23 protein-coding genes and 2 pseudogenes are annotated in these 25791 nt (G+C 73.2%); 13 read left to right on the top strand and 12 right to left on the bottom strand.

The features are described 5' to 3' along the window. Positions 1-78: 78 nt before the first annotated feature. Positions 79-801, bottom strand: a complete 723-nt coding sequence (locus tag RI138_RS02980; RefSeq protein ID WP_096629768.1) for a TVP38/TMEM64 family protein — start codon at positions 799-801, stop codon at positions 79-81. Positions 802-823: 22 nt separating this feature from the next. Between RI138_RS02980 and RI138_RS02975 the strand changes: the two genes are divergently transcribed. From RI138_RS02975 to RI138_RS02965, 3 genes are all read left to right on the top strand, one after another. Further along, positions 824-1564 (top strand): DNA alkylation repair protein, encoded by a 741-nt coding sequence (locus RI138_RS02975; protein WP_311118651.1) that lies wholly within the window; start codon positions 824-826, stop codon positions 1562-1564. 280 nt (positions 1565-1844) lie between these two features. Beyond that, positions 1845-3020, top strand: coding sequence for an elongation factor Tu (gene tuf / locus RI138_RS02970; protein WP_311118650.1), 1176 nt, complete (start codon positions 1845-1847; stop codon positions 3018-3020). 63 nt (positions 3021-3083) lie between these two features. Then, on the top strand, positions 3084-3929 hold the full coding sequence (locus RI138_RS02965; RefSeq protein WP_311118649.1) for a spermidine synthase: 846 nt from the start codon (positions 3084-3086) through the stop codon (positions 3927-3929). Between the two features lie 29 nt (positions 3930-3958). Here the strand turns inward: RI138_RS02965 and RI138_RS02960 are convergent, their stop codons facing one another. Next, complete coding sequence (locus RI138_RS02960; protein WP_311118648.1) at positions 3959-5050, bottom strand: hypothetical protein; 1092 nt, start codon at positions 5048-5050, stop codon at positions 3959-3961. A gap of 134 nt (positions 5051-5184) precedes the next feature. Here RI138_RS02960 and RI138_RS02955 point away from each other — a divergent pair, with 134 nt between their 5' ends. After that, positions 5185-5622, top strand: coding sequence for a DUF4442 domain-containing protein (locus tag RI138_RS02955; RefSeq protein ID WP_311122795.1), 438 nt, complete (start codon positions 5185-5187; stop codon positions 5620-5622). Positions 5623-5742: 120 nt separating this feature from the next. Here RI138_RS02955 and RI138_RS02950 read toward each other — a convergent pair whose 3' ends face one another. Next, on the bottom strand, positions 5743-6273 hold the full coding sequence (locus RI138_RS02950) for a gamma carbonic anhydrase family protein (protein WP_096631381.1): 531 nt from the start codon (positions 6271-6273) through the stop codon (positions 5743-5745). A 161-nt stretch (positions 6274-6434) separates the two neighbouring features. On the opposite strand from RI138_RS02950, the gene RI138_RS02945 reads away from it, so the two are divergent. Beyond that, positions 6435-7190 (top strand): acyltransferase, encoded by a 756-nt coding sequence (locus RI138_RS02945; RefSeq protein WP_311118647.1) that lies wholly within the window; start codon positions 6435-6437, stop codon positions 7188-7190. 146 nt (positions 7191-7336) lie between these two features. After that, positions 7337-7909 (top strand): helix-turn-helix domain-containing protein, encoded by a 573-nt coding sequence (locus RI138_RS02940; RefSeq protein WP_311118646.1) that lies wholly within the window; start codon positions 7337-7339, stop codon positions 7907-7909. Positions 7910-7950: 41 nt separating this feature from the next. On the opposite strand, the gene RI138_RS02935 is transcribed toward RI138_RS02940, so the two are convergent. Together RI138_RS02935 and RI138_RS02930 are read right to left on the bottom strand one after the other, a co-directional pair. Further along, positions 7951-8772, bottom strand: a complete 822-nt coding sequence (locus RI138_RS02935; RefSeq protein WP_311118645.1) for an aminoglycoside N(3)-acetyltransferase — start codon at positions 8770-8772, stop codon at positions 7951-7953. Between the two features lie 39 nt (positions 8773-8811). Then, positions 8812-9246 (bottom strand): CoA-binding protein, encoded by a 435-nt coding sequence (locus RI138_RS02930; RefSeq protein WP_096631375.1) that lies wholly within the window; start codon positions 9244-9246, stop codon positions 8812-8814. 83 nt (positions 9247-9329) lie between these two features. Here RI138_RS02930 and RI138_RS02925 point away from each other — a divergent pair, with 83 nt between their 5' ends. The 3 genes from RI138_RS02925 to RI138_RS02915 all read left to right on the top strand — a co-directional run bounded on the left by RI138_RS02925 (position 9330) and on the right by RI138_RS02915 (position 14466). Then, entirely contained in the window at positions 9330-9956 is a 627-nt protein-coding gene (locus RI138_RS02925; protein ID WP_311118644.1) for a YigZ family protein, read from the top strand. A gap of 197 nt (positions 9957-10153) precedes the next feature. Further along, positions 10154-11323, top strand: coding sequence for an exonuclease SbcCD subunit D (locus RI138_RS02920; RefSeq protein ID WP_311118643.1), 1170 nt, complete (start codon positions 10154-10156; stop codon positions 11321-11323). Further along, positions 11320-14466: an SMC family ATPase gene (locus RI138_RS02915; protein ID WP_311118642.1), complete on the top strand. Its 3147-nt coding sequence runs from the start codon at positions 11320-11322 to the stop codon at positions 14464-14466. Before RI138_RS02920 ends, RI138_RS02915 begins: the two co-directional genes overlap by 4 nt. 22 nt (positions 14467-14488) lie before the next feature. Here the strand turns inward: RI138_RS02915 and RI138_RS02910 are convergent, their stop codons facing one another. Further along, a complete protein-coding gene (locus RI138_RS02910; protein ID WP_030811699.1) occupies positions 14489-14935 on the bottom strand; it encodes an Lrp/AsnC family transcriptional regulator in 447 nt (148 codons plus the stop codon). An 88-nt stretch (positions 14936-15023) separates the two neighbouring features. Here RI138_RS02910 and RI138_RS02905 point away from each other — a divergent pair, with 88 nt between their 5' ends. After that, positions 15024-15530 carry a rhodanese-like domain-containing protein gene (locus tag RI138_RS02905; RefSeq protein WP_311118641.1) on the top strand — a complete coding sequence of 169 codons (507 nt, stop codon included), beginning with the start codon at positions 15024-15026 and terminating at the stop codon, positions 15528-15530. Between the two features lie 175 nt (positions 15531-15705). Here RI138_RS02905 and RI138_RS02900 read toward each other — a convergent pair whose 3' ends face one another. Then, positions 15706-17394 (bottom strand): DUF885 domain-containing protein, encoded by a 1689-nt coding sequence (locus tag RI138_RS02900; protein ID WP_311118640.1) that lies wholly within the window; start codon positions 17392-17394, stop codon positions 15706-15708. A 67-nt stretch (positions 17395-17461) separates the two neighbouring features. Then, positions 17462-17950, bottom strand: coding sequence for an Lrp/AsnC family transcriptional regulator (locus tag RI138_RS02895; protein WP_311118639.1), 489 nt, complete (start codon positions 17948-17950; stop codon positions 17462-17464). A 60-nt stretch (positions 17951-18010) separates the two neighbouring features. On the opposite strand from RI138_RS02895, the gene RI138_RS02890 reads away from it, so the two are divergent. After that, entirely contained in the window at positions 18011-19246 is a 1236-nt protein-coding gene (locus RI138_RS02890; RefSeq protein WP_311118638.1) for a trans-sulfuration enzyme family protein, read from the top strand. Here the strand turns inward: RI138_RS02890 and RI138_RS02885 are convergent. The 4 genes and pseudogenes from RI138_RS02885 to RI138_RS02870 form a co-directional block, all read right to left on the bottom strand. After that, the gene (locus RI138_RS02885) at positions 19158-20609 is read right to left on the bottom strand and encodes a GNAT family N-acetyltransferase (protein WP_311122794.1); all 1452 of its coding nucleotides are present in this window, start codon (positions 20607-20609) and stop codon (positions 19158-19160) included. The two genes, RI138_RS02890 and RI138_RS02885, sit on opposite strands and share 89 nt — an antisense overlap. Before the next feature lie 210 nt (positions 20610-20819). Beyond that, positions 20820-22415 carry an alkaline phosphatase D family protein gene (locus RI138_RS02880; protein ID WP_311118637.1) on the bottom strand — a complete coding sequence of 532 codons (1596 nt, stop codon included), beginning with the start codon at positions 22413-22415 and terminating at the stop codon, positions 20820-20822. 134 nt (positions 22416-22549) lie between these two features. Beyond that, positions 22550-22984: pseudogene (locus RI138_RS02875) on the bottom strand (aminotransferase class I/II-fold pyridoxal phosphate-dependent enzyme); the annotation flags it as partial. A gap of 301 nt (positions 22985-23285) precedes the next feature. Next, entirely contained in the window at positions 23286-24116 is an 831-nt protein-coding gene (locus RI138_RS02870) for an alpha/beta fold hydrolase (RefSeq protein WP_311118636.1), read from the bottom strand. A 132-nt stretch (positions 24117-24248) separates the two neighbouring features. Here RI138_RS02870 and RI138_RS02865 point away from each other — a divergent pair. Both RI138_RS02865 and RI138_RS02860 read left to right on the top strand, forming a co-directional pair. Beyond that, positions 24249-24638, top strand: a pseudogene (locus RI138_RS02865) (RNA polymerase subunit sigma-24); the annotation flags it as partial. Between the two features lie 291 nt (positions 24639-24929). Beyond that, positions 24930-25697 carry a GntR family transcriptional regulator gene (locus RI138_RS02860; protein ID WP_311118635.1) on the top strand — a complete coding sequence of 256 codons (768 nt, stop codon included), beginning with the start codon at positions 24930-24932 and terminating at the stop codon, positions 25695-25697. Positions 25698-25791 lie beyond the last annotated feature (94 nt).

The raw sequence follows: 25791 nt of genomic DNA, 5'->3' as shown, positions 1-25791 counted from the left end.
CCGGGAGATCCTTGGTCGGTCGCGGGCAGCGTATCGCCTGAAAGTGAACGGGGCCGACCGGCCCCGGTCGCCGTCCGGTCAGCCCTTCGCCGTGCCCCGGCCCAGCCGGTGGCGCTTGCGCCAGGCGACCAGCGCCCCGCCGAGAGCCGACACCGCGATGAAGCCCGTCGCGGCCAGGAAGAGGGGCGAGGTCGGCGAAGCGGCCTCGCTGCCCGCTATCACGTACGCCGCCGTGTTCGGGATGGAGCCGAGCCCCGTGGCCAGGAGGAAGGGCGGACAGCCCATGCGGGAGGTCGCCGCACAGTAGTTGGCGGCGGCGAACGGGATGCCGGGGAAGAGGCGGAGGGCCAGCACCGAGCGGAAGCCGTGCCGGCTGAGCATCCCGTCGGCCGCGGTGAGCAGCTTCCCCCGCAGCAGCGTGCGCAGCGCGTCCTGGCCCAGCACCCGGCCCAGCATGAACGAGACGCCCGCGCCCAGGACCGTGCCCGCCAGCGCCGCCGCCAGACCCGTCTGGGTACCGAAGAGCGCCCCGGCGGCGAGGTTGAGCAGCGGACGCGGCACGAACGCCACCGTCAGCGCCCCGTACGCCAGCCCGAAGAGCATCGCCGCCGCGCTGCCGGTCAGCTGGGGCGGCCACCCCGAAGCCAGCAGCCGCTGTGGCTCGAACAGCAGCATCGTCGAGGCGGCCCCGAGCAGGACCACGACGAGCAACGAGAACCGGGACCACGGCGAGAGCAGCGCCCTGGAGAGCCGCAGGGCCGGACCCTCGGCGGGCCGGGCAGCGGGGACGGGGTCGAACATTCCGGGAGAGTAACCGAAAACGATGTGTGATCGCCGTAATGTGCGTCGCGTGAACGCCGCCGCCCGCCCCGCCCCCGTACCGCCGGACAGCCCGCTCGCCGACGCCGTGCTGGAACGGCTGACCGCCGCGTACGCCCCGGCCGCCGACCCCGTACGGGCCCAGGCGGCCGCCGCGTACATGAAGCACGTCGCGCCGTTCCTCGGGATTCCCACCCCCGAGCGCCGGGCCCTGTCGCGGGCCGTGCTGGCGGGCACCGGGCGGCCGGACGAGCGGGACTGCACGGCGGTCGCCCTGCGCTGCTGGCGGCTGCCCGAGCGCGAGTACCACTACTTCGCCGTCGACTACCTGCGCCGCCACGCGGGCCGGTGCTCCTCCGGATCCCTGCCCGTCCTGCACCACCTCGTCTCCACCGTCCCCTGGTGGGACACGGTCGATCTGCTCGCCGCGTATGTCGCGGGGCCTCTGGTCGCAGCCGATCCGGCGCTCGGCCGGGAGATGGACCGCTGGATCGACGACGACCTCTGGGTGGCCAGGACCGCCCTGCTGCACCAGCTGCGCTACAAGTCGGCCACCGATGCCGAACGGCTCTTCGACCACTGCCTGCGACGCGCGGACGACCCGGACTTCTTCATCCGCAAGGCGATCGGCTGGGCCCTGCGGGAGTACGCCAAGACCGATCCCACCGCCGTACGGGCCTTCGTCGAGGGCGCCCGGGACCGGCTGTCACCGCTGTCCGTGCGTGAGGCGCTCAAGCATCTCTGAGGCAGCCGAAAACCGTTCGACGCGGCGGCCGTTCCCCGACATGATCAGGGGCATGTTCCGGTACGCCTTCCTCGCAGCGCAGTCCGCAGTCGCGGACGCGCCGAAGGCTGCCGCGAACGCAGCAGCAGTCCTGGCAGCAGCGTTCACCGCTGCCGCGGCGCCCATCGGCGGCGCCCGAAGCTGACCCTCCCCCGACAGTCCGGCGGACCCCGCAAGGGGAGGGTCGGCGGGGCCCTGGGGTCTTCTCTTCATCAGCTTCGCGTTCTCAAAGGAACCAGCCATGCCCAAGACGGCATACGTGCGCACCAAGCCGCACCTCAACATCGGCACCATGGGCCACGTCGACCACGGCAAGACCACCCTCACCGCCGCCATCACCAAGGTCCTCAGCGAGCGCGGCGGCGGCAGCACCTCCTACGTGTCCTTCGACCGGATCGACCGGGCCCCCGAGGAGGCCCAGCGCGGCATCACGATCAACATCGCGCACGTCGAGTACGAGACGGACACCCGCCACTACGCCCACGTCGACATGCCCGGACACGCCGACTACATCAAGAACATGGTCACGGGAGCGGCGCAGCTCGACGGGGCGATCCTCGTCGTCTCCGCGCTCGACGGGATCATGCCGCAGACCGCCGAGCACGTCCTGCTGGCCCGTCAGGTCGGCGTCGACCACATCGTCGTGGCCCTCAACAAGGCCGACGCGGGCGACCCCGAGCTGACCGACCTGGTCGAGCTGGAGGTCCGCGACCTGCTCTCCGCGCACGGATACGGCGGCGACGCCGTGCCCGTGGTCCGGGTCTCCGGGCTGAAGGCGCTGGAGGGCGACCCACGCTGGACGGCGGCGATCGAGGGGCTGCTGGACGCCGTCGACACGTACGTGCCGATGCCAGTGCGCTACACCGACGCGCCGTTTCTGCTGTCCGTCGAGAACGTCCTGACCATCACCGGCCGGGGCACCGTCGTCACCGGCGCCGTCGAGCGAGGCACCGTCCGCGTCGGCGACCGGGTCGAGGTGCTGGGCGCGGAAGTGGAGACGGTCGTCACCGGTCTGGAGACCTTCGGCAAGCCGATGGAGTCCGCCGAGGCCGGGGACAACGTGGCGCTGCTGCTGCGCGGGGTGGAGCGCGACCGGGTCCGCCGCGGCCATGTCGTGGCCGCGCCCGGCAGCGTGAGCCCGAGCCGCCGGTTCACCGCGCAGGTCTATGTGCTGTCGGCGAAGGAGGGCGGCCGGACCACCCCGGTCGCCACCGGCTACCGGCCGCAGTTCTACATCCGTACGGCGGACGTCGTCGGCGATGTCGACCTCGGCGACGCGGCCGTCGCGCGCCCCGGCGACACCGTCACGATGACCGTGGAGCTGGGCCGTGACGTCCCGCTGGAGACCGGTCTCGGCTTCGCGATCCGCGAAGGCGGCCGCACGGTCGGCGCGGGCACGGTCACCGGCCTGCTCTAGCGGTCCGCCCGCCCGCCACCCCCGAGTTCAGGGGTGGCGGGCGGCACCGGCGACAATGGAGGGGTGAACGAGCCGATACCCGTCATCCGCGACGTCGACTGCGGCACCGCCCGGCTGCTGCCGGACATCGACCGCGACCGGGCCTGGCTGCTCACCGTCGACGACGCCCCCCAGTCCTACGTCGACCTGGACGACCCCACCCACCTGGAGTTCGAGTACGTACGGCGGCTCGCCCACGTCGTGGACGGGGCGGCGGAGCCGGGCGCCCCGCTGGACGTCCTGCACCTCGGCGGCGGGGCGCTGACCCTGCCGCGCTATGTGGCCGCGACCCGGCCCGGCTCGCGCCAGGACGTCGTGGAGGCGGACCGGGGTCTCCTGCGGCTGGTCGGGGAACACCTGCCGCTGCCCGAGGGCAGCGGGATCACCGTGCACGCCGCCGACGCCCGGGCCCGGCTGGAAGCGGCGGCCCCGGCCAGTGCCGACCTCCTGATCGCGGACGTCTTCGGCGGCTCCCGGGTGCCCGCGCACCTCACCTCCGTGGAGTACGCGCGCGCCGCCGGGCGGGCGCTGCGCCCCCACGGCATCTACGCGGCCAACCTGGCCGACAGCGCCCCGTTCGCCTTCCTCCGCTCCCAACTGGCCAACTTCTCGGCCGTTTTCCCGGAGGTGGCGCTGATCGGGGAACCGGCGGTGCTGCGCGGCCGGCGCTTCGGCAATGTCGTCCTGCTCGCCTCGCACGCCCCGGTCGACGCGGCCCCGCTCACCCGGCGCTGCGCCGCCGACGCCTTCCCGGCCCGGGTCACCCACGGTGAGGCGGTGACCCGGTTCATGGGCGCGGCCCGCCCGGTGGCCGACGCGGACGCGGTCGCCTCGCCCGAGCCGCCGGACGGGGCCTTCAGCGTCGGCTGAGGCGGGGACGTGCGGCGGCCGGGCGCGGGTCAGTCGGTGGGTGTGCCGGCCAGTCGAACGGTGCTCAGGATCTTCTGGACGGTCGTGTCCGGAAGCTCGTCCTTGACGCCCGCGTTCGCGTAGAGCACCCAGGTCGAGAACTCGTCCTTGGCGTTCTTGAAGGTGAAGGCGATCGACTTCCCGTCGGTGTCGCACTTCTCCTTGTTGCTCAGCTCCAGGGCGGTGGCCTCCACGACACTGCCCGACAGACCCGACTTCGTGGTGTAGGCCTCGGGCTTGCCGATCTTGACCTTGCTCTTGGGGTCCGTCTGGGCGTAGGCGCCCCACACCCAGTTGGCGGCCTCGTTCCGGGCGGCCTCCTCGGCGCTCTTGGCGCCCTGGGCGCCCTTCGTGCCGACGCCGGCCAGCCCGGTGCTCTCCTCGCGGCCGTCCCCGTCGGAGTCGTCGACGCACCACTTGCTCTTGTAGTAGGCGGGTGCGGAGAAGCCCACGACCGGCGGGCCGGTGGGGTCCTTGACGTCCTCGAAGCCGGAGAACACGCCCGTGCCCGCGACCTCCCAGTCGCCGGGAACGTCGAACTGCGTGCCCCACTTGGGGTTGGTGACGACCTTCCAGCCCGCGATGAGCGGCTTGGGGTCCCCGTCCGAGCCCCGCGGGTTCTCCGCCGGCGCGGCACCGGTGTCCGATTCGCTGGGCTTCGCGCTCGGCGACGCGGACTTCTTGCCGTCGGCGACGGACTTGCCGCCCTCGTCGTCCTTGCCGAACACCAGGAAACCGGTCACGCCCGCGGCCGCCACGACCGCGAGCGCCGCGACGATCGCCACGATCGTCGTCTTCTTCTTGTCGTCGCCGGGCTTCGGCCCGCCGGGCGTACCCGGGACCGCGTACTGCGCCACGGTCGGCTGCTGGTACGGATTGGGCTGCGGGTACCCCGGCTGCGCGCCGGGCTGCCCCTGCGGGTATCCGTATCCCGGCTCCCCGGGCTGCCCCGGCTGGCCCTGCGGCGGATACCCCGGTTGCTGATAGGGATTCGGCTGCTGGTACCCCGGCTGCTGGTACGGGTTCTGGTTCTGGTCCTGCGGGTTCTGCTCGCCCCCGGGCGGCTGCTGTCCTGGCCACATGGCCAGTAACCATAGAGGGGCTGCGTGTCCACTGCTACGGCCGCCCCTGTCCCAGTGCTGTTCCGGTGCTGTCACGGGGGGATGGCCAAACCTGGCTACTCGTGAGTAACCTTCGGTCCATGAGCGCTGAACAGATGACCGTCGGCGAGATGCTCGTCGCGACGGTTCCGATGGCCCGGACCCTCAACCTCGAATTCCTGGAGTCGACCCCGGAGCGTGCCGTCGTCCGGCTGCCGGACCAGGCGGACTACCACAACCACGTCGGCGGACCGCACGCCGGAGCGATGTTCACGCTCGCCGAGTCCGCCAGCGGTGCCATCGTCATCGCCGCCTTCGGCGACCAGATGTCGCGGGCGGTGCCGCTCGCCGTGAAGGCGGAGATCGGCTACAAGAAGCTCGCCATGGGCGAGGTCACCGCGACGGCCACCCTCGGCCGCCCGATCGCCGACGTCGTCGCCGAACTCGACGCCGGGGAGCGCCCCGAGTTCCCCGTCGCCATCGAGATCACGCGTGCCGACGGCGCGGTCACCGGAGAGATGACCGTGGTGTGGACCCTGCGCCCCAACAGCTGAGACCGCGCGCCGACGACTGACGAACGGCGTAGGCGGCGGACGAACGGCGTACGGCCCCGGGCCGTACGCCGTTCACGCGTTCACGGCCCGACGTGTTCCGGCGCGTCCCGGCGTGCGGCCTCAGGCCTCGTGCGCCTGGCGGTGGGCCTTGGCCAGCTCCACGTACCCGGCGGCGTTGAAGCGGATGCCCTCCCGCTCCTCCTCCGTCAGCGGCCGCTTGACCTTGGCGGGCACCCCCGCGACGAGCGACCCCGGCGGGACCCGCATCCCCTGCGGAACGAGTGCCTGCGCCGCGATCAGCGAGCCCGCGCCGATGTGCGCACCGTTGAGCACCGTGGCGCCCATCCCGACCAGCACGTCGTCCTCGATCACACAGCCGTGCAGCACCGCGTTGTGGCCGACCGACACCCGCGCGCCCACGGTCAGCGGGAACCCGGGGTCGGTGTGCACGCTGCAGTTGTCCTGGATGTTGCTGTCGGGGCCGAGCGTGATGGGGCCGCAGTCGGCGCGCAGCACGGCCTGGTACCAGACGCTGGAGCCCGGGGCGAGCGTCACCTCGCCGATGACCACGGACGTCGGGGCCACGAACGCGTCCACGGCGATGTCCGGCTCCTTGCCGCCCATGCCCGTGATCAACGCCTGCTCCGCCATCGCCTGCTCCCTCGCGCCGGTGTGGTGCTCCTGGGGCCCTCTCCGCCGGATCGGGCCGACTCACACGGTAGGTGACGGTTCCCGGCGTGCGCCGAGCAGTGGGGCGAACATCACAGGTCACCGCGCGGATCGCCACCCGCGCCTCCGACTACCGTGAGCCCGTGCCGAAGAACCGAAACACGTTCTCCTTCCTCGCCCGCTGGCCGCGCCGTGCCGCCTCTCGCGCGGTGCACCGGGGCTGGGCGTGGGTGCAGGAGGCGGGCGCGGTCACCGCGGAACACCCCGGGCGGCTGCGGTTCGGCGCGATCGGCGAGGGCACCCGGCTCGCCTTCCCGCAGGGAACCGTCTTCGGGGAGCCGTGGATCGAGCTCGGCGCGCACTGCATCATCGGCGAGCAGGTGACCCTCACGGCCGGAATGATGCCTGACCTGGACCTGGGGCCCGACCCCATCCTCACGCTGGGCGACGGCGTCGTGCTGGGGCGCGGCAGCCACGTCATCGCGGACACGACCGTGTCGATCGGCTCCGACACGTACTGCGGTCCGTACGTCTACATCACCTCGACGAACCACAGCTACGACGACCCGCACGAGCCCGTGGGCAAGCAGTGGCCCCGGATGGAGCCCGTGGCGATCGGCCCCGGCTGCTGGATCGGCACCGGCGCCGTGATCCTGCCCGGAGCCAGGCTCGGCCGGAACGTGGTGGTCGCGGCGGGCGCGGTCGTCAGGGGCGAGGTCCCCGACCACGCGGTGGTCGCGGGCGCCCCGGCCCGCGTCGTGCGCAGCTGGGACCCGGAGACGGGCTGGCAGCCGCCCCTGCGCACGCCCGCACCCGTGCCCATCCCGGAAGGCGTCACGCCCGAGCAGCTCCTCGCCCTCACCGAGCTGGACGGGGCGCGGGACACCACCGGCCCGTGATCGGGGGCGCACGCCGTGGGGCAGTGCCATGCGGAGCAGTGCCATGCGGGGCGGTGCAATATTCTTGACCCCGGCATGCGCTGTACGCGACTGTGCCGCCCACGCCTGGCCCCTTCACACTCCGCCATCCACCGCAGGGACGGAACGTGTCCGACCTCGATCAGCTCACCCGGTCGCTCGCCCGCAACCTCAAGCGCTGGCGGGGGGAGCGCGGCTTCACCCTCGACGTCCTCGCGGCCCGCGCCGGAGTCAGCCGTGGCATGATCATCCAGATCGAGCAGGCCCGCACGAACCCCAGCGTCGGTACGACCGTCAAGCTGGCCGACGCCCTCGGGGTCAGCATCACCACTCTTCTCGACCAGGAGCAGGACGCCCAGGTCCGGCTGGTGCCGCAGAGCCAGGCCGTCCGTATGTGGTCCACCGAAGCGGGCAGCTCCACGACGCTGGTCGTCGGGACCGAGGCCCGGGGCCCGCTCGAACTGTGGGCCTGGCGGCTGATGCCCGGCGAGGGCAGCACCTCCGACCCGCACCCCGAGGGAACCGTCGAACTGCTCCATGTGACCGAGGGCGAACTGACCCTCCTCGTCGAGGACCGGAGCTACCCCGTCCCCGCGGGCACCTCCGCCACGTTCCAGGCGCACGTGTCCCACGGCTACCGCAACGAGGGCGTCGAGCCGACCGTGTTCACCCTGGCCGTCGCCATCCCGCCCGCCCGCTGAGAAGCCCGGGGCGGTCGGCGGTGTCCGCCCGGCGGACAGCCTCAGCCGGCCGTCGCCGGCCGGTGCTCCGTGAGCCAGCCCGTGGCGAAGTCGACCGCCGCCCGCAGCCCGACGAGCCGGCAGGCGGCCGCCCCCAGCCGGGCCGTCCGTACGTCACCGGCGGCGGCCTCCTCGAACGCCGCGCCCAGGGCCGCGAAGTCGCTGTCGTCCAGGGCGACGTCCTCGTACTCCCACCACTGGCGCACACCCGCGGGCGCCACCACACAGCGGTAGCGGCGGCGCGGCGGACCCGGCATGCGGTACTCGCCCAGGTGGAAGGCCGTACAGGTGGCGTAGCCGGTGCCGAGCAGCAGAATCCGGGCGTCCGCCTCGTACAGCCGGGCGAGCGGCGAATCCTCCCCCAGATGGCAGTCGGCCCGGTGGCCGCTGAGGAGACCTGCTCCACCTGGGCCGAGCGCGGCGAACGAGGTCTGCGGATGGGCGCTGCGCGCGGCGCCCGCCGCCGTCCGCACGGTCTCGGCCAGCGCGCCCATCGACGGCGCGGGTGTCAGCGCCGGGTCGAACGGGGGCATCGACGCCCGCACCGCCTCGCGCGCCGCGTCGCCCAGCCCCCGGACCCGCTCGCGGTAGTGCGGCGAGGTGTCCGAGTTCTCCGGAGTGAAGGCCGGGACCACCACCGTGCCCTCCGGCCCCACCGCCCGGCGCACCGCGTCCAGCACCCCGTCGGCCCCGCCCGCGCCCGGGCCCACCGCCCGCAGCGAGGCGTGCACCAGCAGGACGTCTCCGGGGCGCACCCCCAGCGCGGTGAGGGCCGACGCCGTCAGGGCCCCGTCGAGCGTGTCGTGAAGGAGCGTGTGGTCCACGGCGGAAATCCTTCCCGCCGTGGGACGGGTCCCACACCCTCAGACATGCTCCGGCAGCTTCGGGATCTCGATCGCCGGGCACCGGTCCATGACCATGTCCAGGCCCGCCGCCCGCGTCCGCCCGTACGCGGCCCGGTCCACCACCCCGAGCTGGAACCACACCGCCTTCGCGCCCGCCGCCACCGCCTCGTCGGCGACCGCGCCCGCCAGCTCGCTGTTGACGAACACGTCCACCACGTCGACCGGGAAAGGAATGTCCGCCAGCGAGGCGTAGCCCTGCTCCCCGTGCACCGCCTCGGCCTTCGGGTGCACCGGCACCACCCGCTTCCCGAACCGCTGGAGCACCTGAGCCACCCCGTAGGCCGCCCGGGAGGGGTTGTCGGACAGGCCCACCACCGCCCAGGTGTCGCCGGTGTCCTGAAGAATCCGCCGGATCGTCTCCGCCTCTTGGCGTGCGTCTGTGTCTGCGTGCATGCCGGGACAACCGGCGGCCCCCGTCCGCCATTCCCGACGGGAGTGCCGGGAGCTGCCCGCGCGACGGGACATAGGGTGGGCGGATGCAGGAGCAGTACCGGACCGTCGCCCGCGCGGGTGTGCACGAGAGCGAGATCAACCGATCGCGTTTCCTCTGCTCCCTCGCCCCCGCCGCCACCGAGCAGGAGGCGCAGGACTTCGTCGCCCGCGTCCGCAAGGAGCACCCCACCGCCACCCACAACTGCTTCGCGTACGTGATCGGCGCCGACGCCGCCGTACAGAAGGCCAGTGACGACGGTGAACCCGGCGGAACGGCGGGCGTCCCGATGCTCCAGATGCTCATGCGGCGGGAGATGCGGTACGTCGCGGCGGTCGTCACCCGCTACTACGGCGGCGTCAAACTCGGCGCGGGCGGGCTGATCCGGGCGTACGGGGGAGTGGTCGGCGAGGCCCTCGACGCGCTCGGCACCATCACCCGGCAGCGCTTCCGGCTCGCCACGGTCCGCGTCGACCACCAGCGGGCGGGCAAGCTGGAGAACGATCTTCGGGCCACCGGCCGGGACGTCCGCGAGGTGCGGTACGCGGAGGCCGTCACCATCGAGATCGGGCTGCCGGACGCCGATGTGGCGGCGTTCACCGCCTGGCTGGCCGACGCGACCGCCGGGACCGCCGGACTGGAGCTGGGCGGCGAGGCGTACGGGGACGTGTGACCGGGGTGTGACCCTGGAGCTGGGCGCGAAAATCATGATCGATGCGGGTTCGGCGACCCGGCGGCGTTAGCGTGGTCGTTGCCGACGGCGCGACCGCGGACCGACGGCGTGCGACCCACGGGGTGGAGGACGAGGACGATGCGGGCCGGTACCGGCGGAGTGACGGCGATGCGGGCCCGGATCGGCGGGGTGGTGGCGTGAGGCTTCTGCACACCTCGGACTGGCACCTGGGCCGGTCCTTCCACCGCGTCTCCCTGCTGGAGGCCCAGGCCGCCTATCTCGACCACCTCGTGGCGACCGTACGGGAACGCGAGGTCGACGCCGTCCTCGTCTCCGGCGACGTCTACGACCGGGCCGTCCCGCCGCTCAGCGCCGTCGAACTGTTCGACCGCGCGCTGCACCGGCTCGCCGCCGCCGGCGTCCCCACCGTCATGATCTCCGGCAACCACGACTCGGCCCGCCGCCTCGGCGTCGGCGCCGGACTCTTCGAGCGGGCCGGAATCCACCTGCGGACCGACCCCGAGGGCTGCGCCACCCCCGTCGTCCTCACCGACGACCACGGGGACGTCGCCCTCTACGGGCTGCCCTACCTGGAACCGGCCCTGGTCAAGGACGCCCTGCGTGCCCCCAAGGCCGGTCACGAGGCGGTCCTCACCGCCGCCATGGACCGGGTCCGCGCCGACCTCGCCGCCCGGCCCGCGGGCACCCGCTCCGTCGTCCTCGCCCATGCCTTCGTGGCGGGCGGGGAGCCCAGTGACAGCGAACGCGACATCACCGTCGGCGGGGTCGCCGCCGTCCCGGCCGGAGTCTTCGACGGCGTCGACTACGTCGCCCTCGGCCACCTCCACGGCAGCCAGCGGGTCACCGAACGCGTCCGCTACTCCGGCTCCCCGCTCGCCTACTCCTTCTCCGAGGACGGCCACCGCAAGACCATGTGGCTGATCGACCTCGACGGCGACGGGAACATCGCCGCCGAGGAACGGATCGACTGCCCGGTCGAACGTCCCCTCGCCCGGCTCCGCGGCCGCCTCGACACCCTCCTGGAGGACCCGGGCCTGGACCGCCACGAGCACGCCTGGGTCGAGGCGACCCTCACCGACCCGGTCCGCCCCGCCGACCCCATGGCCCGCCTCGCCCGGCGCTTCCCGCACACCCTCAGCCTCGTCTTCGACCCCGAGCGGCCCCCCGAGGACCCCCTCGCCTCCTACGCCCAACGGCTCAAGGGCCGCGACGACCACCAGATCGCCGAGGACTTCGTCGCCCACGTGCGCGGCGGCAGCGGACCCAGCGACCTCGAACGCACTGTCCTGCGCGCCGCGTTCGACGACGTACGGGTGGACGAGAGCGTGCGCGAGGTGTCCCGTTGAGACTGCACCGCCTCACCCTCACCGCCTTCGGCCCGTTCGGCGCCACCCAGGAAGTCGACTTCGACACCCTCTCCTCGGGCGGACTGTTCCTCCTCCACGGCCCCACCGGCGCCGGGAAGACCTCCGTCCTGGACGCCGTCTGCTACGCCCTGTACGGGGCCGTCCCCGGTGCCCGCCAGAGCCCCGGCGCCTCCCTGCGCAGCGACCACGCGCCCGCGGACCTGGCCACCGAGGTCCAGCTGGAACTGACCGTCGGCGGCCGACGCCTCGAAGTCACCCGCAGCCCCGCCCAGCCCCGCCCCAAGAAGCGGGGCGACGGCTTCACCCTGGAGAAGGCGCAGAGCAGGCTGCGCGAACACGACCCCGAGCGCGGCTGGCAGGCCCTCAGCAAGTCGCACCAGGAGATCGGCGAGGAGCTGACCCAGCTCATCGGCATGAGCCGGGACCAGTTCTGCCAGGTCGTGCTGTTGCCGCAGGGCGACTTCGCCCGTTTCCTGCGTGCCGACGCCGAGGCCCGCGGCAAGCTCCTCGGCCGGCTCTTCGACACCCGCCGCTTCGCCGCCGTCGAGGAGCGGCTCGCCGAACTGCGCCGGGGCGCCGAGGCCAGGGTGACCGCGGGCGACGAGAAGATCCTCGCCCTCCTCCAGCGCATCGCCCAGGCCGCCGGACCCGCCGGGACCGAGGCCGCGCCGCCCGCGGCCCGGCCCGGCGAACCCGGCCTCGCCGACGCCGCCCTGGAATGGGCCGCCCTCGCCCGCAGCGCCGCCCGCGAACACCTCGACATCGCCCACTGCGTGCTCGCCGAGGCGGAGGGGCGGCAGACCGCCGCCCGCCACGCCCTGGACGCCGAACGCGAACTGGCCCGCCTCCAGCAGCGGTACGAGGAGACCCGGGCGCGGGCCGCGGCGCTGGAGGAAAGCCGCCCCGAACACGACTGCTGCCAGCGGCAGTTGGAGCGCGCCCGCAAGGCCGAGCGGGTCGCCCCCGCGCTGGAGCTGCGCGAGGAGGCCGAGCGCGCCCACCGGACGGCGAGCGACGCCCTCGACACGGCCAGGGCGCGACTGTCGCCCGACCTCGTCGACGCGGGCGCCGAACAACTCACCGAGCTGGAGCGCCGGTTCCGGCAGGAGCTGGGCGGCCTGGAGTCCGCCCGCCGGGCCGAGCGGCGCAGCACTGAGATCGACGAGGAACGGGACCTCCTGGAGCGGGAGGCCCGGGCTGACGACGCGACCGTCCGCGACGCGGACGCGTGGCTGGCCGACTGGGACGCCGTCCACACCCGGCTCCGGGAGCGCGTCGCGACGGCCCAGGAGGCCGCGACCCGCGCCGAACAACTCGCCGGACGCCTCGGGCCGGCCCGCCGCCGACTGGACGCGGCCCTCCGCCGTGACGCCCTGGCCGTCGAGGAGGAGACCGCCCGGCACGCCCTGTCCGAGGCCCGGGAACGCGCCCTCGACGCCCACGAGACCTGGCTCGGGCTGCGGGAGCGGCGGCTGCGCGACATCGCGGCGGAGCTGGCCGCGGGGCTCGTCGACGGCGCGCCCTGCACCGTCTGCGGCTCCGCCGACCACCCGGCGCCCGCCACCGAGGGCGACGGCCATGTCGACCGGGCCACCGAGGAGGCCGCTCTCACCGCCCACCGGCGCGCCGAGGAGGCCCGCGCCCGCGCGGAGCAGGCCCTCGGCCTCATCCGCGAACGCCACGCGGCAGCCCACGCCGAGGCCCGCGAGGCGGAGCCTTCGGTGACGGCAGGGGACGGGGCGGCTGCGTGCCCTGCCGCCGACGAGCACGCCGCGCGGGCGGAGCCGACCGCGGGCCTCCCCGCCGCCCCGGTCCCCGCGCAGGCGGCGGAGCCCGCCGGCCTTCCGGCCGAGGCCGGCTCCGGCCCGTCCGTCGCCGAACTCCGCCAGATCGTCGACCGGTTGACCGAGGAGCATGCCGAGGCCCACCGCCTCGCCGCCGGGACCCACGCCGCGCACGAGGCTCTCGACGCGGCCGAGCGCGAGCACCTCGGGCGGCTCGAACTCCGCCAGCAGGCCGAGCGCAGGGACGCCGCCCGCACCTCGCGGCGCGAGGCGCTCGACCGCGAACAGGTGGGGCTGGAGGGCGAACTCGCCGTGGCCCGGGCCGAGTCCGGCTCGGTAGCCGCGTACGCGGACCGCCTCACCCGCCGGGTCGCGCTGCTCGCGGACGCCGCCGAGGCCGTACGCGCTGAACAGGAAGCGGCCCAGCGGCGCAAGGAAGCGGACGACCGGCTGTCCGACGCGGCGTTCCGCGCGGGCTTCGACACCCCGCAGGACGCCGCGGCGACCCTCCTCGACGCCGCCGCCCAACGCGACCTCCAACACCGCATCGACGCCTGGCAGTCCGAGGCCGCCGCGGTCGCGGACCGCCGCGCCGAGCAGGACGCCCGCGCCGCGGCGGAGCGTCCCCCTGCCCGACCCGCCGCCGCACAGGGCGCGTTCGACACGGCGGAATGGCTGCTGCGGGAGGCCGCCTCCGCACTCGCTGCCGCCCGGGAGCGCTGCGCCGAGCTGTCCCGCCTCTCGTCGCTGGCCGCCGACGAGGTCCGGCGGCTGGGCCCGGTGCGCCAGGAGTACGAGCGCGTCGCCCGGCTCGCGGGCCTGGCCGCGGGCACCTCCGCCGACAACGAACGCAAGATGCGCCTGGAGGCCTACGTCCTGGCCGCCCGCCTGGAACAGGTGGCGGCGGCCGCCACCGCGCGCCTTCGGCGGATGTCCTCCGGCCGCTACACCCTCGTCCACTCCGACGCCCGCACCGGCGGCCGCAGGGCGGGGCTCGGGCTGCACGTGGTGGACGCCTGGACCGGCAGCGAACGGGACACCGCGACCCTGTCCGGCGGCGAGACGTTCTTCGCCTCCCTCGCCCTCGCGCTCGGCCTCGCCGACGTGGTGACCGAGGAGGCGGGCGGCGTACGCCTGGACACCCTCTTCATCGACGAGGGCTTCGGCAGCCTCGACGACCAGACCCTGGACGAGGTGCTCGACGTGCTGGACTCGCTGCGGGAGCGGGACCGCAGTGTGGGCATCGTCAGCCACGTGGCCGACCTGCGCCGCCGTATCCCGGTCCGCCTCGAAGTGGTCAAGGAGCGGCAGGGCTCCTCGGTGCGCCACCGCCTGTGACCCCCGCCGGGCGCACGCCGGTTCAGCGTCCGATCGCGCGACGGGGGAGCGGCGAGGAGTAGACGATGCTCGTCGTGACGGAGCCCAGGGCGCCGATCCGGCCGGTGGTCTCCTCCAGATGCTTCATCGAGCGGGCTGTCACCTTGAGGACGAAACAGTCGTCACCGGTGACGTGGTGGGCCTCGATGATCTCCGGCGTGGTCTCCAGGAGGTCGTGGAACGGCTTGTAGTTGCCGTTCGGGTACCGCAGCCGTACGAGCGCGAGGATCGGCAGCCCCAGCCGTTCGGCGTCCACCACGGCCGCGTACCCGCTGATCACCCCCAGCTCCTCCAACCGCCGCACCCGCTCGGTCACGGCGCTCGGGGACATGGCGACGGCACGGGCGAGCTCGGCGAACGTCGCCCGCCCGTCGCGCTGAAGGACGTCGAGGATGCGCCAGTCGGTGGCGTCCGGGGAATAGTCGGTCATGGGTCGGATAGAACAGGGAAATCCCCGGCGGATCAAGAAGAGCGCCGGGAGATCCCACTTCCGGACACCGGCCTGCGACCGTAAATTCATGGTCATGAACTCTCAGCCCGCACCCGCATCCACGACTCCGGCCGACAATCCCGTGCTGCGCGTCGCGCCCGCTTCCCCCGCCGCCGCGGCCGCCTACTTCGCCGCCTCGCTCGCTTTCCACGCCGACGTCTCCGATGTCGCCTCCGCACTCGCCTCCGACGGCGACCCCGGGTTCGTCGTCGTGGACAGCCGTTCCACCGCGTCCTGGGACCAGGGGCACATTCCCGGGGCGGTGCATCTGCCCACCGCCCTGATCCCCGAGCAGGCGGCGGCGCTGCTCGACCCGGCCGTGCCCGTGGTCACGTACTGCTGGGGGCCCGGCTGCAACGGCGCCACCCGTGCGGCCCTGGCCCTCGCTCAACTCGGCTACCAGGTCAAGGAGATGCTCGGCGGCTTCGAGTACTGGGCGCGCGAGGGGTTCGCCTACGAGACCTGGGAGGGAAGCGGGCGCCGCGCCGCCGACCCGCTCACCGCACCGCTCGACGACGCCGACTGCGGCTGCTGAGAGCAACAGCTGACCCGGCGTCACCGATGCGGCCCCGTCCGCGGGGTCTCCGGCGCGGCACGGCGGCGGCCGGCGCCGCGAACAGCTCCCCGGCCGCCACCACGGCAGGCACCCCGCTGACCTGGCCGCCGCCGACTTCAACCACCCGCCACAGCCGTCGGCACCGCCGGTGCGGTCAGAGCCGGGACAGCTCGTCCACCAGATCGTCCAGACCCAGCGACCCCTGGGAGAGCGCCGCCATGTGCCAGGCCTTGAGGTCGAACGCGTCGCCGCGTGCCGCGCGCGCGTTCTCGCGGCCCAGCAGCCAGGCGCGCTCGCCCAGCTTGTAGCCGATGGCCTGGCCCGGCATGGACAGATAGCGGGTCAGCTCGCTCTCCACGAAGTCGGCGGGACGCCCACTGTGGTTGCCGAAGAACTCCTGCGCCAGGCCGGGCGTCCAGCGCTCGCCCGGGTGGAAGGGGGAGTCCGCCGGAATCTTCAGCTCCAGGTGCATGCCGATGTCGACGATGACCCGGCAGGCACGCATCATCTGGGCGTCCAGATAGCCGAGCCGCCGCTCCGGATCGGGCAGGAAGCCCAGCTCGTCCATGAGCCGCTCCGCGTACAGCGCCCAGCCTTCGGCGTTCGCGCTGACCTGGCCGACCGACGCCTGGTAGCGCGAGAGGCTGTCGGCGACGTGCGTCCACTGGGCGATCTGGAGGTGGTGGCCGGGAACGCCCTCGTGGTACCAGGTCGAGACCAGGTCGTACACCGGGAAGCGGGTCTCGCCCATGGTGGGCAGCCAGGTGCGTCCGGGGCGCGAGAAGTCCTCGGACGGACCGGTGTAGTAGGGCGCGGCGGCCCCGCCGGGCGGGGCGATGTGGGACTCCACCTTCCGGACCCGCTCGGCGAGGTCGAAGTGGGTGCCGTCAAGCGCCTCGATCGCCTCGTCCATCAGCTCCTGGAGCCAGTCACGGACCTCGTCCACGCCCTCGATGTGCTTGCCGTGCACGTCGAGGTGGGCGAGCGCCTCCCAGGGACCGGCCCCGGGAAGCACCTTCTCGGCCTCGGTCTTCATCTCGGCGAGCAGCCGGTGGTACTCGGACCAGCCGTACGCGTAGGCCTCGTCGAGATCCAGGTCGGTGCCGTTGTACAGCCGCGACCAGCGCGCGTACCGCTCCCGGCCGACCGTGTCCGGCGCCCCCTCGATCGCCGGGGCGTACACATCGCGCATCCAGTCCCGCAGCGAGAGCACGGAGGCCGTCGCGAGCCGGGCCGCCTCGTCGAGCTCCGCCCGCAGGGCGTCGGGAGCCGAGGCGACGAAGTCCTCGAAGAACGCGGGGCTGTCGCTCTCGCCGCCCCACTCCGTCAGCTGCCCGATGAACGTCGCGGTCGCGCGCGGCCCGCCGTACAGCTTGCGTTCCAGACCCAGCGCGAGCGAGGCGCGGTACCCCTCCTGCGCGGCGGGCACGGCGCGCAGCCGCTCCGCGACCGCCGCCCAGTCCTCGTCCGTCCCGGTCGGTGTGATCGTGAAGACCTCGGTGATGCTGTGCGCGGGCGAGTGCAGGTTGGAGACGGTCCGCAGCCCCTCCTCGGCCTCGTGAACGGCGAGCTCCGCCGTCAGGCGCTCCCGCAGCAGGCGTCCGCAGCGCCGCTCGGCGTCACTGTCCGCGCCGGGCCGCTGCTCCGCGGCGTGCAGGTCCCGCAGCGTCTTCCGGATGAGGTCGGCGACCGCGGCCTGACCGGCCGGTGAGAAGTCGGGCAGGCGGTGCGAGCTCTCGGGCACGCCCAGGTAGGTGCCGGTGATGGGGTCGAGTTCGATGATCGCGTCGACGTAGGCGTCGGCGACCTGACGGGGCAGCGCGCTGCTCGAAGTGTCTGACATGCGGACATCCTCGTACGGCGGCACGCCCCCCGTCACCACCATTCAATACGGGACGTCCGAAAGACGATCACGCCTCGGGAGCCTGCCGGGGCGGCAGAAGCGGCCCGCAGTCCCACTGCTGGAAGACCAGCCGCGTCTCCACCCGGGCCACTTCCCGGCGCGAGGTGAACTCGTCCAGCACCAGCCGTTGCAGATCCGCCGTGTCGGCCACCGCCACCTGCACGAGATAGTCGTCGGGGCCGGTGAGATGGAACAGCGCGCGCGACTCCGGCAGGGCCCGGACACGGTCGACGAACGGTCCGATCAGCTCCCGGCGGTGCGGCCTGACCTGCACCAGGAGCAGCGCCTGAAGCCCCCGGCCCAGCTTCGCCGGGTCCAGCCGCAGCTGGTCGCCGAGGATCACCCCGGCACGGCGCAGCCGGGCCACCCGGTCCAGGCAGGTCGAGGCGGCCACGCCCACCTCGGCGGCGAGCTCCCGGTACGTCGTCCGCGCATCGTTCTGCAGGAGCCGCAGAATCTGCAGATCCACCGGATCAAGAGCGACTGAATCGGCCATGTGGCGAACGTAGCACGGGGATATACCGCTACGAACCGGTAACTGTTCAGAGTGACGCGCATGGAGAACGAAGTCTCGATGACGCCCCCTGCCGCCACCCCTTCCAGGGCTCTCGCCACCGAAGCCGTGCACGCCGGACGCGACGACCTCGCCTCCCTCGGCCTGCACGCCCCGCCGCTCGACCTGTCCACCACCTACCCCTCCTATGACTCGCGGGCCGAGGCCGAACGGATCGACGCCTTCGCCACCACCGGCGCACGCCCCGACGGGCCCCCGGTCTACGCCCGGCTGGACAACCCCACCACCGGCCGTTTCGAGACGGCGCTCGCCCGGCTGGAGGGCACCGAGAGCGCGGTCGCCTTCGCCAGCGGCATGGCCGCCCTCACCGCGGTACTGCTCGCCCGGGCGAGCCTGGGGCTGCGCCATGTCGTCGCCGTCCGCCCGCTCTACGGTTGCAGCGACCACCTCCTCGGCGCCGGACTGCTGGGCACCGAGGTGACCTGGACCGACCCGGCGGGCATAGCCGACGCGATCCGCCCGGACACCGGTCTGGTGATGGTCGAGACGCCCGCCAACCCGACGCTGGCCGAGATCGACATCCAGGCCGTCGCCCAGGCCTGCGGTTCCGTACCGCTGCTCGTCGACAACACCTTCGCCACCCCCGTCCTCCAGCGCCCCGTCGAACACGGCGCGCGGATCGTCCTGCACAGCGCCACCAAGTACCTCGGCGGACACGGGGACGTCATGGGCGGCGTCGTCGCCTGCGACGAGGAGTTCGCCGCCACGCTGCGCCAGGTGCGGTTCGCCACCGGCGGTGTGCTGCACCCGCTGGCCGGATACCTGCTGCTGCGCGGCCTCTCCACCCTTCCCGTACGGGTACGGGCCGCCTCGGCCAGCGCTGCCGAACTCGTCCGCCGGCTCACCGCCGACCCGCGGATCGCCCGGGTGCACTACCCGGAGATCGGTGGCGCGATGGTCTCCTTCGAGGTGTACGGGGACCCGCACCGGGTGATCGCCGGGGTGCGGCTCATCACCCCTGCCGTCAGCCTCGGCAGTGTGGACTCGCTGATCCAGCACCCGGCCTCCATCAGCCACCGCATCGTGGACGAGGGAGACCGGCGGGCGTCGGGCGTCGGAGACCGGCTGCTGCGGATGTCGGTCGGCCTGGAGGACGTCGAGGACCTGTGGGCGGACCTGTGCCAGGCCCTCAGTGACGGGTCCGTTCAGCCGGAGCGGCCGTCGGCGGAGCGGCCTGCCCACTCGCCCGCTGCTCACCCGTCCCTGGCTCACTCGTGAGCTGCTCCCGCGTGAGCCGTTCACTCCTCAGCCGGGCGGTGATGACGAGCGTGCCCTCCTCGATCTGATAGTCGAGGGGCAGCTCAAGCGCGCGCATCGCCGCCACCATGCCGGTGTTGCGGGCCTGCGTCACGGCGTAGACGCTGTCGCAGCCCGCCTCGTCGGCGAGGGCCACCAGCCGGCGCAGCAGCTCGGAGCCGATGCCCCGGCGCTGCCAGTCGTCCTCGACGAGGAGGGCGACCTCGGTCTCGTCCCCGTCCCACAGGAGGTGGCCCAGCGCCACCAGCTTTCCGGAGGCGGTCTGCACGGCCAGGGTGCGCCCGAAGCGAGGGCTCAGTAGATGGTCCAGATAGCGGTCCGCGTCCCCGACGGGACCGTGGTAGCGCAGCCCCAGGGTGTGCTGGGAGCAGCGGTCGTGCATGGCGCGGGCTGCGGCGAGATCGCCGCGGTCCGCGCGCCGCACGGTGATCTCGTTGCCCTCGGGCAGCGTGAGGATGTCCTCGCTGCGCGGCACCCGGGGGCCGAGGCGGGCGTCGAGCTCGACCAGGGCCCGGGCCCTGGCGAACTCGGTCGGTGTGAACGGCAGATAGGGCCGCTCCACGGAGATGACCCCGCCCGACGGGTCCCGCAGACGCATGACCGTCTCCTCCAGCACGCCTTCGACCGGGGCGCTCTCCCCGGTCGGACGGCCGGTGACGGAGACGGCGGGCAGCGAGTGGATGGTGCACCGGCCCAGCAGCTGGCGCAGCGCGAGGGGAAGCTCGGCCGCGTCGAGCGCCGTCCGCGTGGCCAGCGACAGCACCCGCGTCGGGGTGTCGACCAGATCGTGGGCGTCCGCCCGCTCGATCCAGGTGGAGGAGCCGCCCGCGGCGGAGATCTGCCCGGTCAGCTGCTGCGCCTGGAGCGCGGCGGGCGCCCGCAGCAGGAACTCGTCGACCGTCCCGTCGGCGAGCGGGTGGGTCTGCAACGTGAGGATGTCGACCCGGAGCCGGGCGAGAGCCACGCACAGCGCGGCCAGACTCCCGGGGGCGTCGCGGACCGTCGTCCGCATCCGCCACAGCACGGTCTCCTCGGCGCCGGAGACTCCGCCCGCCTCCGTCCTCGCACCGGCGTCGGTATCCGTATCGGCCTCTCCACCGGCTGATGGGGGAGCGTGACTGTGCTTCCGTGCCCACCAGGTGTGGAACGCCGCGGTGGCCACCAGCGCAACCGCGGAGGCCAGGAGCAGATAGGGACCGTCGGGCTGGTGCCCGATCAGATTGGCGATCGCGTCTGCCACGGCCACGGCCGTGAACAGGGCGGCCAGCTCGATCAGGTCCCGTCGCCAGTGGTGCGGACGGCGGGCGCTCTTCGCGGATGTCACATCAGTCATACCCTCACTGTGAAGGAAGGGTGTTGCCTGATCACGAACGCCTTGTGACTGATGGGTTAAGTGTGGATCTGGTTGCCTATCGTCGCCTTTCAGTCAAATTCTGGGGGTCATATTTGACGTACTTGACATCGTTTGCTCGGGGCCCAGTGGCAGCACTCCCGGGCACGGGGGAGTCGGGGACGGCGAAGCCGCCCCCGGCCGCTACTGCCCGACGCGGCCGGGCCGGAGCACCCTGGTGAACAGCACGGCCCCGCCCTCCGCCCGCAGGCGCACCGTCAGATCCGCGCTGTCGCCGTCGATCTCGACCTCGCCGAAATACTGCGGGGACTCCATCGGCGACACATTGGCGCGGTCCGGGGCCCGCACGAAGACCCGGTCGGGTCCGAACGTGCCGTCCAGCTTGTTGGCCGGGAAGCCGCCCGCGGCCAGCGGGCCCGACACGAACTCCCAGAACGGGGCGAAGTCCTTGAACGCCGCTCGCTCCGGCGCGTAGTGCTGGGCCGAGGTGTAGTGCACGTCCGCCGTCAGCCACAGCGTGCCGGTGACCCCGCGGTGCTTGATGAACCGCAGCAGCTCGGCGATCTGGAGCTCACGCCCGAGCGGCGCGCCCGGGTCGCCCTGCGCCACCGCTTCGAAGTTCGCCGAGCCGTCCGGGACGACCAGGCCGAGTGGCATGTCGGCGGCGATCACCTTCCACACCGCCCGGGACGCGGCGAGCGAGCGTTTCAGCCACCGCAGCTGCTCGGCGCCGAGGATGCCGGTCGTGTCGTCGGCCTGCCGGTTCGGGGAGTTGGCGTTGCGGTACGAACGCATGTCGAGGACGAACACGTCCAGCAGCGGCCCGTGGTGGACGACCCGGTACATGCGGGACGGCCGCGCCGAACCGTACGAGGGCGACAGCGGGACGTACTCGTGGAAGGCCCGCACGGAACGCGCCGCGAGGATGTCGACGTTCTTCTCGGTGTAACGGGAGTCGTCGAGGATCTGGCCGGGATACCAGTTGTTGCGCACCTCGTGGTCGTCCCACTGCACGATGGAGGGCACTTGGGCGTTGAAGCGGCGGACGTTCGTATCGAGCAGGTTGTAGCGGAAGTTGCCCCGGTACTCGTCCAGGGTCTCGGCGACCTTCGCCTTCTCCTCGGTCATGACGTTGCGCCAGACCCGCCCGTCCGGCAGTCTGACGCTCGCCTCCAGCGGCCCGTCCGCGTAGATGCTGTCGCCGCTGCACAGGAAGAAGTCCGGGTCCAGGCGGCGCATCTCCTCGTACGCCCGGTAGCCGCCGATGTCCGGATTGATGCCCCAGCCCTGCCCCGCGATGTCGCCGGACCACAGGAAGCGCACGCCGTCCCGGCGCCGGCACGGAGCGGTACGGAAGGTTCCGTACACCGGGCGGCCGGTACGGCGCGGATCATCCGGGTCGGTGAGCGTGACGCGGTAGTGGACCTGCTCGCCCGCGGGCAGGCCGCGGAGGGGCGTCGTTCCGGTGTGGTCCGTTCCGGGGCCGATCAGCGGCCCGTGCCACCGGCGGGGCCGCCGGAACGAGGCGGTGGCCGAGGTCTCCACCAGCATCCGGGCGGGCCGATCCGACCGTACCCAGACCAGCGCCGACGAAGCCGTGACGCTTCCCACCTGCACGCCCCAGGACGCCTCGGGCCGCCCCGCCAGGGTCAGCGCGGGCGCGGCCGCCGGGGTCGCGGTCGCGGTCACGGGGGAGAGGGCCACCGCTGCCGGGGCGAGCAGCGAGCCGCGCAGGACGGCGCGGCGGCCGGGCGAGGGGATACGCGGGCGGTAGGGCATCGGAGCGCCTCCAGGAAGGTGGACGGGCGGTGCACCACGCCCCCGGGAGGCCGAGGCCTGCCCCGGGACCGGCGCCGGTCTCCGTCCATGCCTACTGCCCGGCGGAGGCCGGGGCCCCAACCCCGGGTGAACTACCCGATTCCGGTGGGGAACAGGTGCGCGGGCGTGGTCTCCACTGCGCGCACGCCGGAGCACAGCAAGGGCGTCAGGGCGAGCCCTTCGTCATCGAGCGGCAGCCGGACGGCCTCCAGGCCGGTCGCCGCGAACAGGGAGGTGTGTTCCGGGCTGCCCGGGCCCTCCACGCCGACCGGGGCCGCCCCGGCCTCCCGGAGCACGAAGCCCAGGAGGCTCGTCGCCTGGGCCACCCCTGAGCAGACCACCAGCCGTCCCGGGTCTGTCACCACTCCGCGCCGCCGGGTCGACAGGGCGGCCAGTGGCTCGCGCAGCTCCGGCAGCCCTCGTGGGTCGGGGTAGCCGAGGGCCCGGTGCGGCAGGCGGCCGAACACCGCCCGCTGGGCGGCACTCCACGCGCTGCGCGGGAAGAGCGAGCGGTCGGGGGTGCCCGGCCGGGGCGCTGTGCGGGAAGAGCGGGAGACCGGGGGTGCCCGGCCGGAAGTCCACCGGAGCGTCAGGCGCGCCCGGAGAACGTTCGCGATCGGAGCCGAACGCGCCACGCTCTTCTCCGGGCTGATCCCCGTGTCCGCCGTACTGACCGCACCTCTGGTGGGAGCCGGTACGTACGGCCTCGCGCAGGGCGCGGGTAGCCTCCTGGTCGGCGCGGGTGTGGCCTACGGGTCCGGCGTCATCGGGCATCGCACGGCCGCCGGAACTCCGCGCACCGGGCGGCCGCCGACGCCCCGGCGGGCCCGCTCAGCGGCTGGTGTCCAGGATGACGCGCGCGACCAGGGCGGGGTCGTCGTTCATCGGGACGTGTCCGCAGCCGGGCAGCCGGACGAGCCGGGCGTCGGGGATCACCCGCTTGGCACGGACCCCCTGCCTGCGAAGCAGGATCCGGTCCCGGGTGCCCCAGGCGACGGTGACGGGGATGCCCTTCACATCATCGCCGAAGAAGGTGCCCCGACCGACCTCCAGCGTCTGGTGAAACCCGGTCGCTCCCCGCAGGGCGAGCGTCTCGGCGACGACGGCTTCCGGTGAACGCCGCGCAGGCCGGGCGTAGATGGTGCTGGTCAGGGCCGTGCGACCGGCCGCGCTCCGCGAGAGCCGCTCGATCAACGACACCGGCATCGCGAGCGCACTGCGCCGCATCGCCCGCAGCGTTCCGAAGGCGTAACGCCGCTCCGCCTCGGTCCAGAATCCCGCCGGGGCCAGCGCGGTCACCGAGCGGACCAGGTCCGTGCGCCCCAACTCCAGCGCGAGCAGGCCCCCGAGGGAGTTCCCGGCCACATGGGGGCGGTCCAGTCCGAGTTCGGCGCAGAGCGCCGCGAGGACCGGTCCGACGGTCGCGAGATCGTACGGGACTCCGTCCGGCAGGGCGGGCGAGGTGCCGAACCCGGGGAGGTCCACGGCGATGACCTCCCGCTCGGCAGCCAGGATTCGCGTCACCGGATCCCAGGCCTGGAGGTGGTGGCCGATGCCGTGGAGCAGCAGCAACGGCTCGCCGGAGCCGGTTCGTTCGTAGGCGACCGATACCCGACGCGGGCCGTTGGCCGTGTCGGCGGTGAAGGAGACCGTGGTGGTCATGCTGCTCCCTGCGCTGGAGTCGACATCTCGGAGGGGATAGACATCTCGTCAACAACAATTACCGTTGAGTAGCTTGCAGTTCAAGGGGCCGGGCGATTCCCACCGGTCAGCAATCGGCGCGGCGGCGGGCGTGTGGGGGAGCGCAGACCGCGATACGACGGCGACCCGGCCGAGCGGCGCGACCTCACCGAGCGGCTCCTCGCCGCCGCGTCCGGCGGCGGTATCGAACAGCTCCTCGCCCTGCTGGCCCCGGGTGCCCGCCTCGTCAGCGACGGCGGTGGCAGGGCGAAGGCACCGAGGCGGATCATCGAGACGGCCGGCAAGGTCGGACGGTTCCTGCTCGCGGCCGCTCAGGACCTGGGTCCGGGCGTCGAGATCCGCATCGTGGAGATCAACGGCGGACCCGCTGCCGCTTTCCTCATCGGCGGAGAGCTCGACACGGTGTGTCAGGTCGATGTCAGCGAAGGTGCTATTCAATGCGCCTATATCACTCGCAATCCGGACAAGCTCTCCACGCTGTCCGTCGAATGGCCGGAAACGACATCGGACGCCCGGGGGCACCCGCCCCGCGGGTTCGCCGCGAGCCTGGTCGGAGCCCCGTCATCGGCAGGATGGCGGGGCTTTGCGCTGCGCGCGCCTCACTGCGCCGCGAACGTCGTGTGAACGCTCCGCGCCAGAGTTCCGTTTCGTTCAGCCACGGAATAAGGATTGGTCTTGACCAAGGGGGTGTACCGCCCTAGGGTCTCCACTTAAGACAGGAACCTTTAATAAATAACGTCGCGGAAAATCCGCTGGGCGATTGCGGAGGACAGGGTGGGGACCACGCAGCTGGAATCGGTACAGGAGCCGAAGTACTGGCACCTCAAGACCGTGCTCAGTGAGGCACTCGACTCGGACTTCGCGGTGGGGGAGATCCTGCCCAACGAGCGGGACCTCGCGGCGCGGTTCGGTGTCGCACGCGCCACGCTCCGGCAGGCCCTGGAACAGCTCGAACTCGAAGGCCGACTCCAGCGCCGCCGTGGCGTCGGGACGACCGTCGCCCCGCCGCGCGTGGGTGTCGCCGTCTCCACTGGCCGCCGCGAATGGACGGGCGGCGTCGGCGGCGAGGCCTGGCAGCCGGTCGACTGCACCATGGACAGGGCCCCCGCGGCGGTCGCCGCCATGCTGGGCACGGACTCCACCGAGCCCGTGCACGTGGTGCGCCGCATCCGTGCCACCCACGGTCAGGCGGTCGCGGCGGAGCTCCTCTACATCCCCGCCTCCTCGGTGCCCGAACTGTCCGCCATCGACGCCCCGGCCGGAGCCGTCCGCGCCCGCAGCGTGCTGCGCGAGCTGCACCGGCTCGGTCTGGAGGGCCAGGACCGTTCCGTCGAGCTCGGGTCGGCGCGCGCGGACGACGCCAAGGAGCTCGACCGGCTCCCCGGCGCACCCGTCCTGGTCGTCACCACCCGCTACTTCACCGCGGACGGCACGGCGGCCGTCTCCGTCGCCACCTACCGGGCGGACACCTGCCGTCTCACCTTCGGGGACTCCGGGGCGCTGGAGATCAGCGAGGAAGAGCAGGACCGCCAGGCCTCGTGAGGCGCGGGGCCTCACGAAACGTCAGCCCCAGCCGGGCTGACCCGCGCCGGGCTTCGTGAGGCGTCCGCCCTCCCGGCACGCCGGGTCTCGCCAG

The organism is Streptomyces durocortorensis (genome assembly GCF_031760065.1).
Lineage (GTDB): Bacteria > Actinomycetota > Actinomycetes > Streptomycetales > Streptomycetaceae > Streptomyces.
The sequence above is the reverse complement of the archived record's forward strand: the minus strand, read 5'-3'. Positions and strand labels throughout refer to the sequence as shown.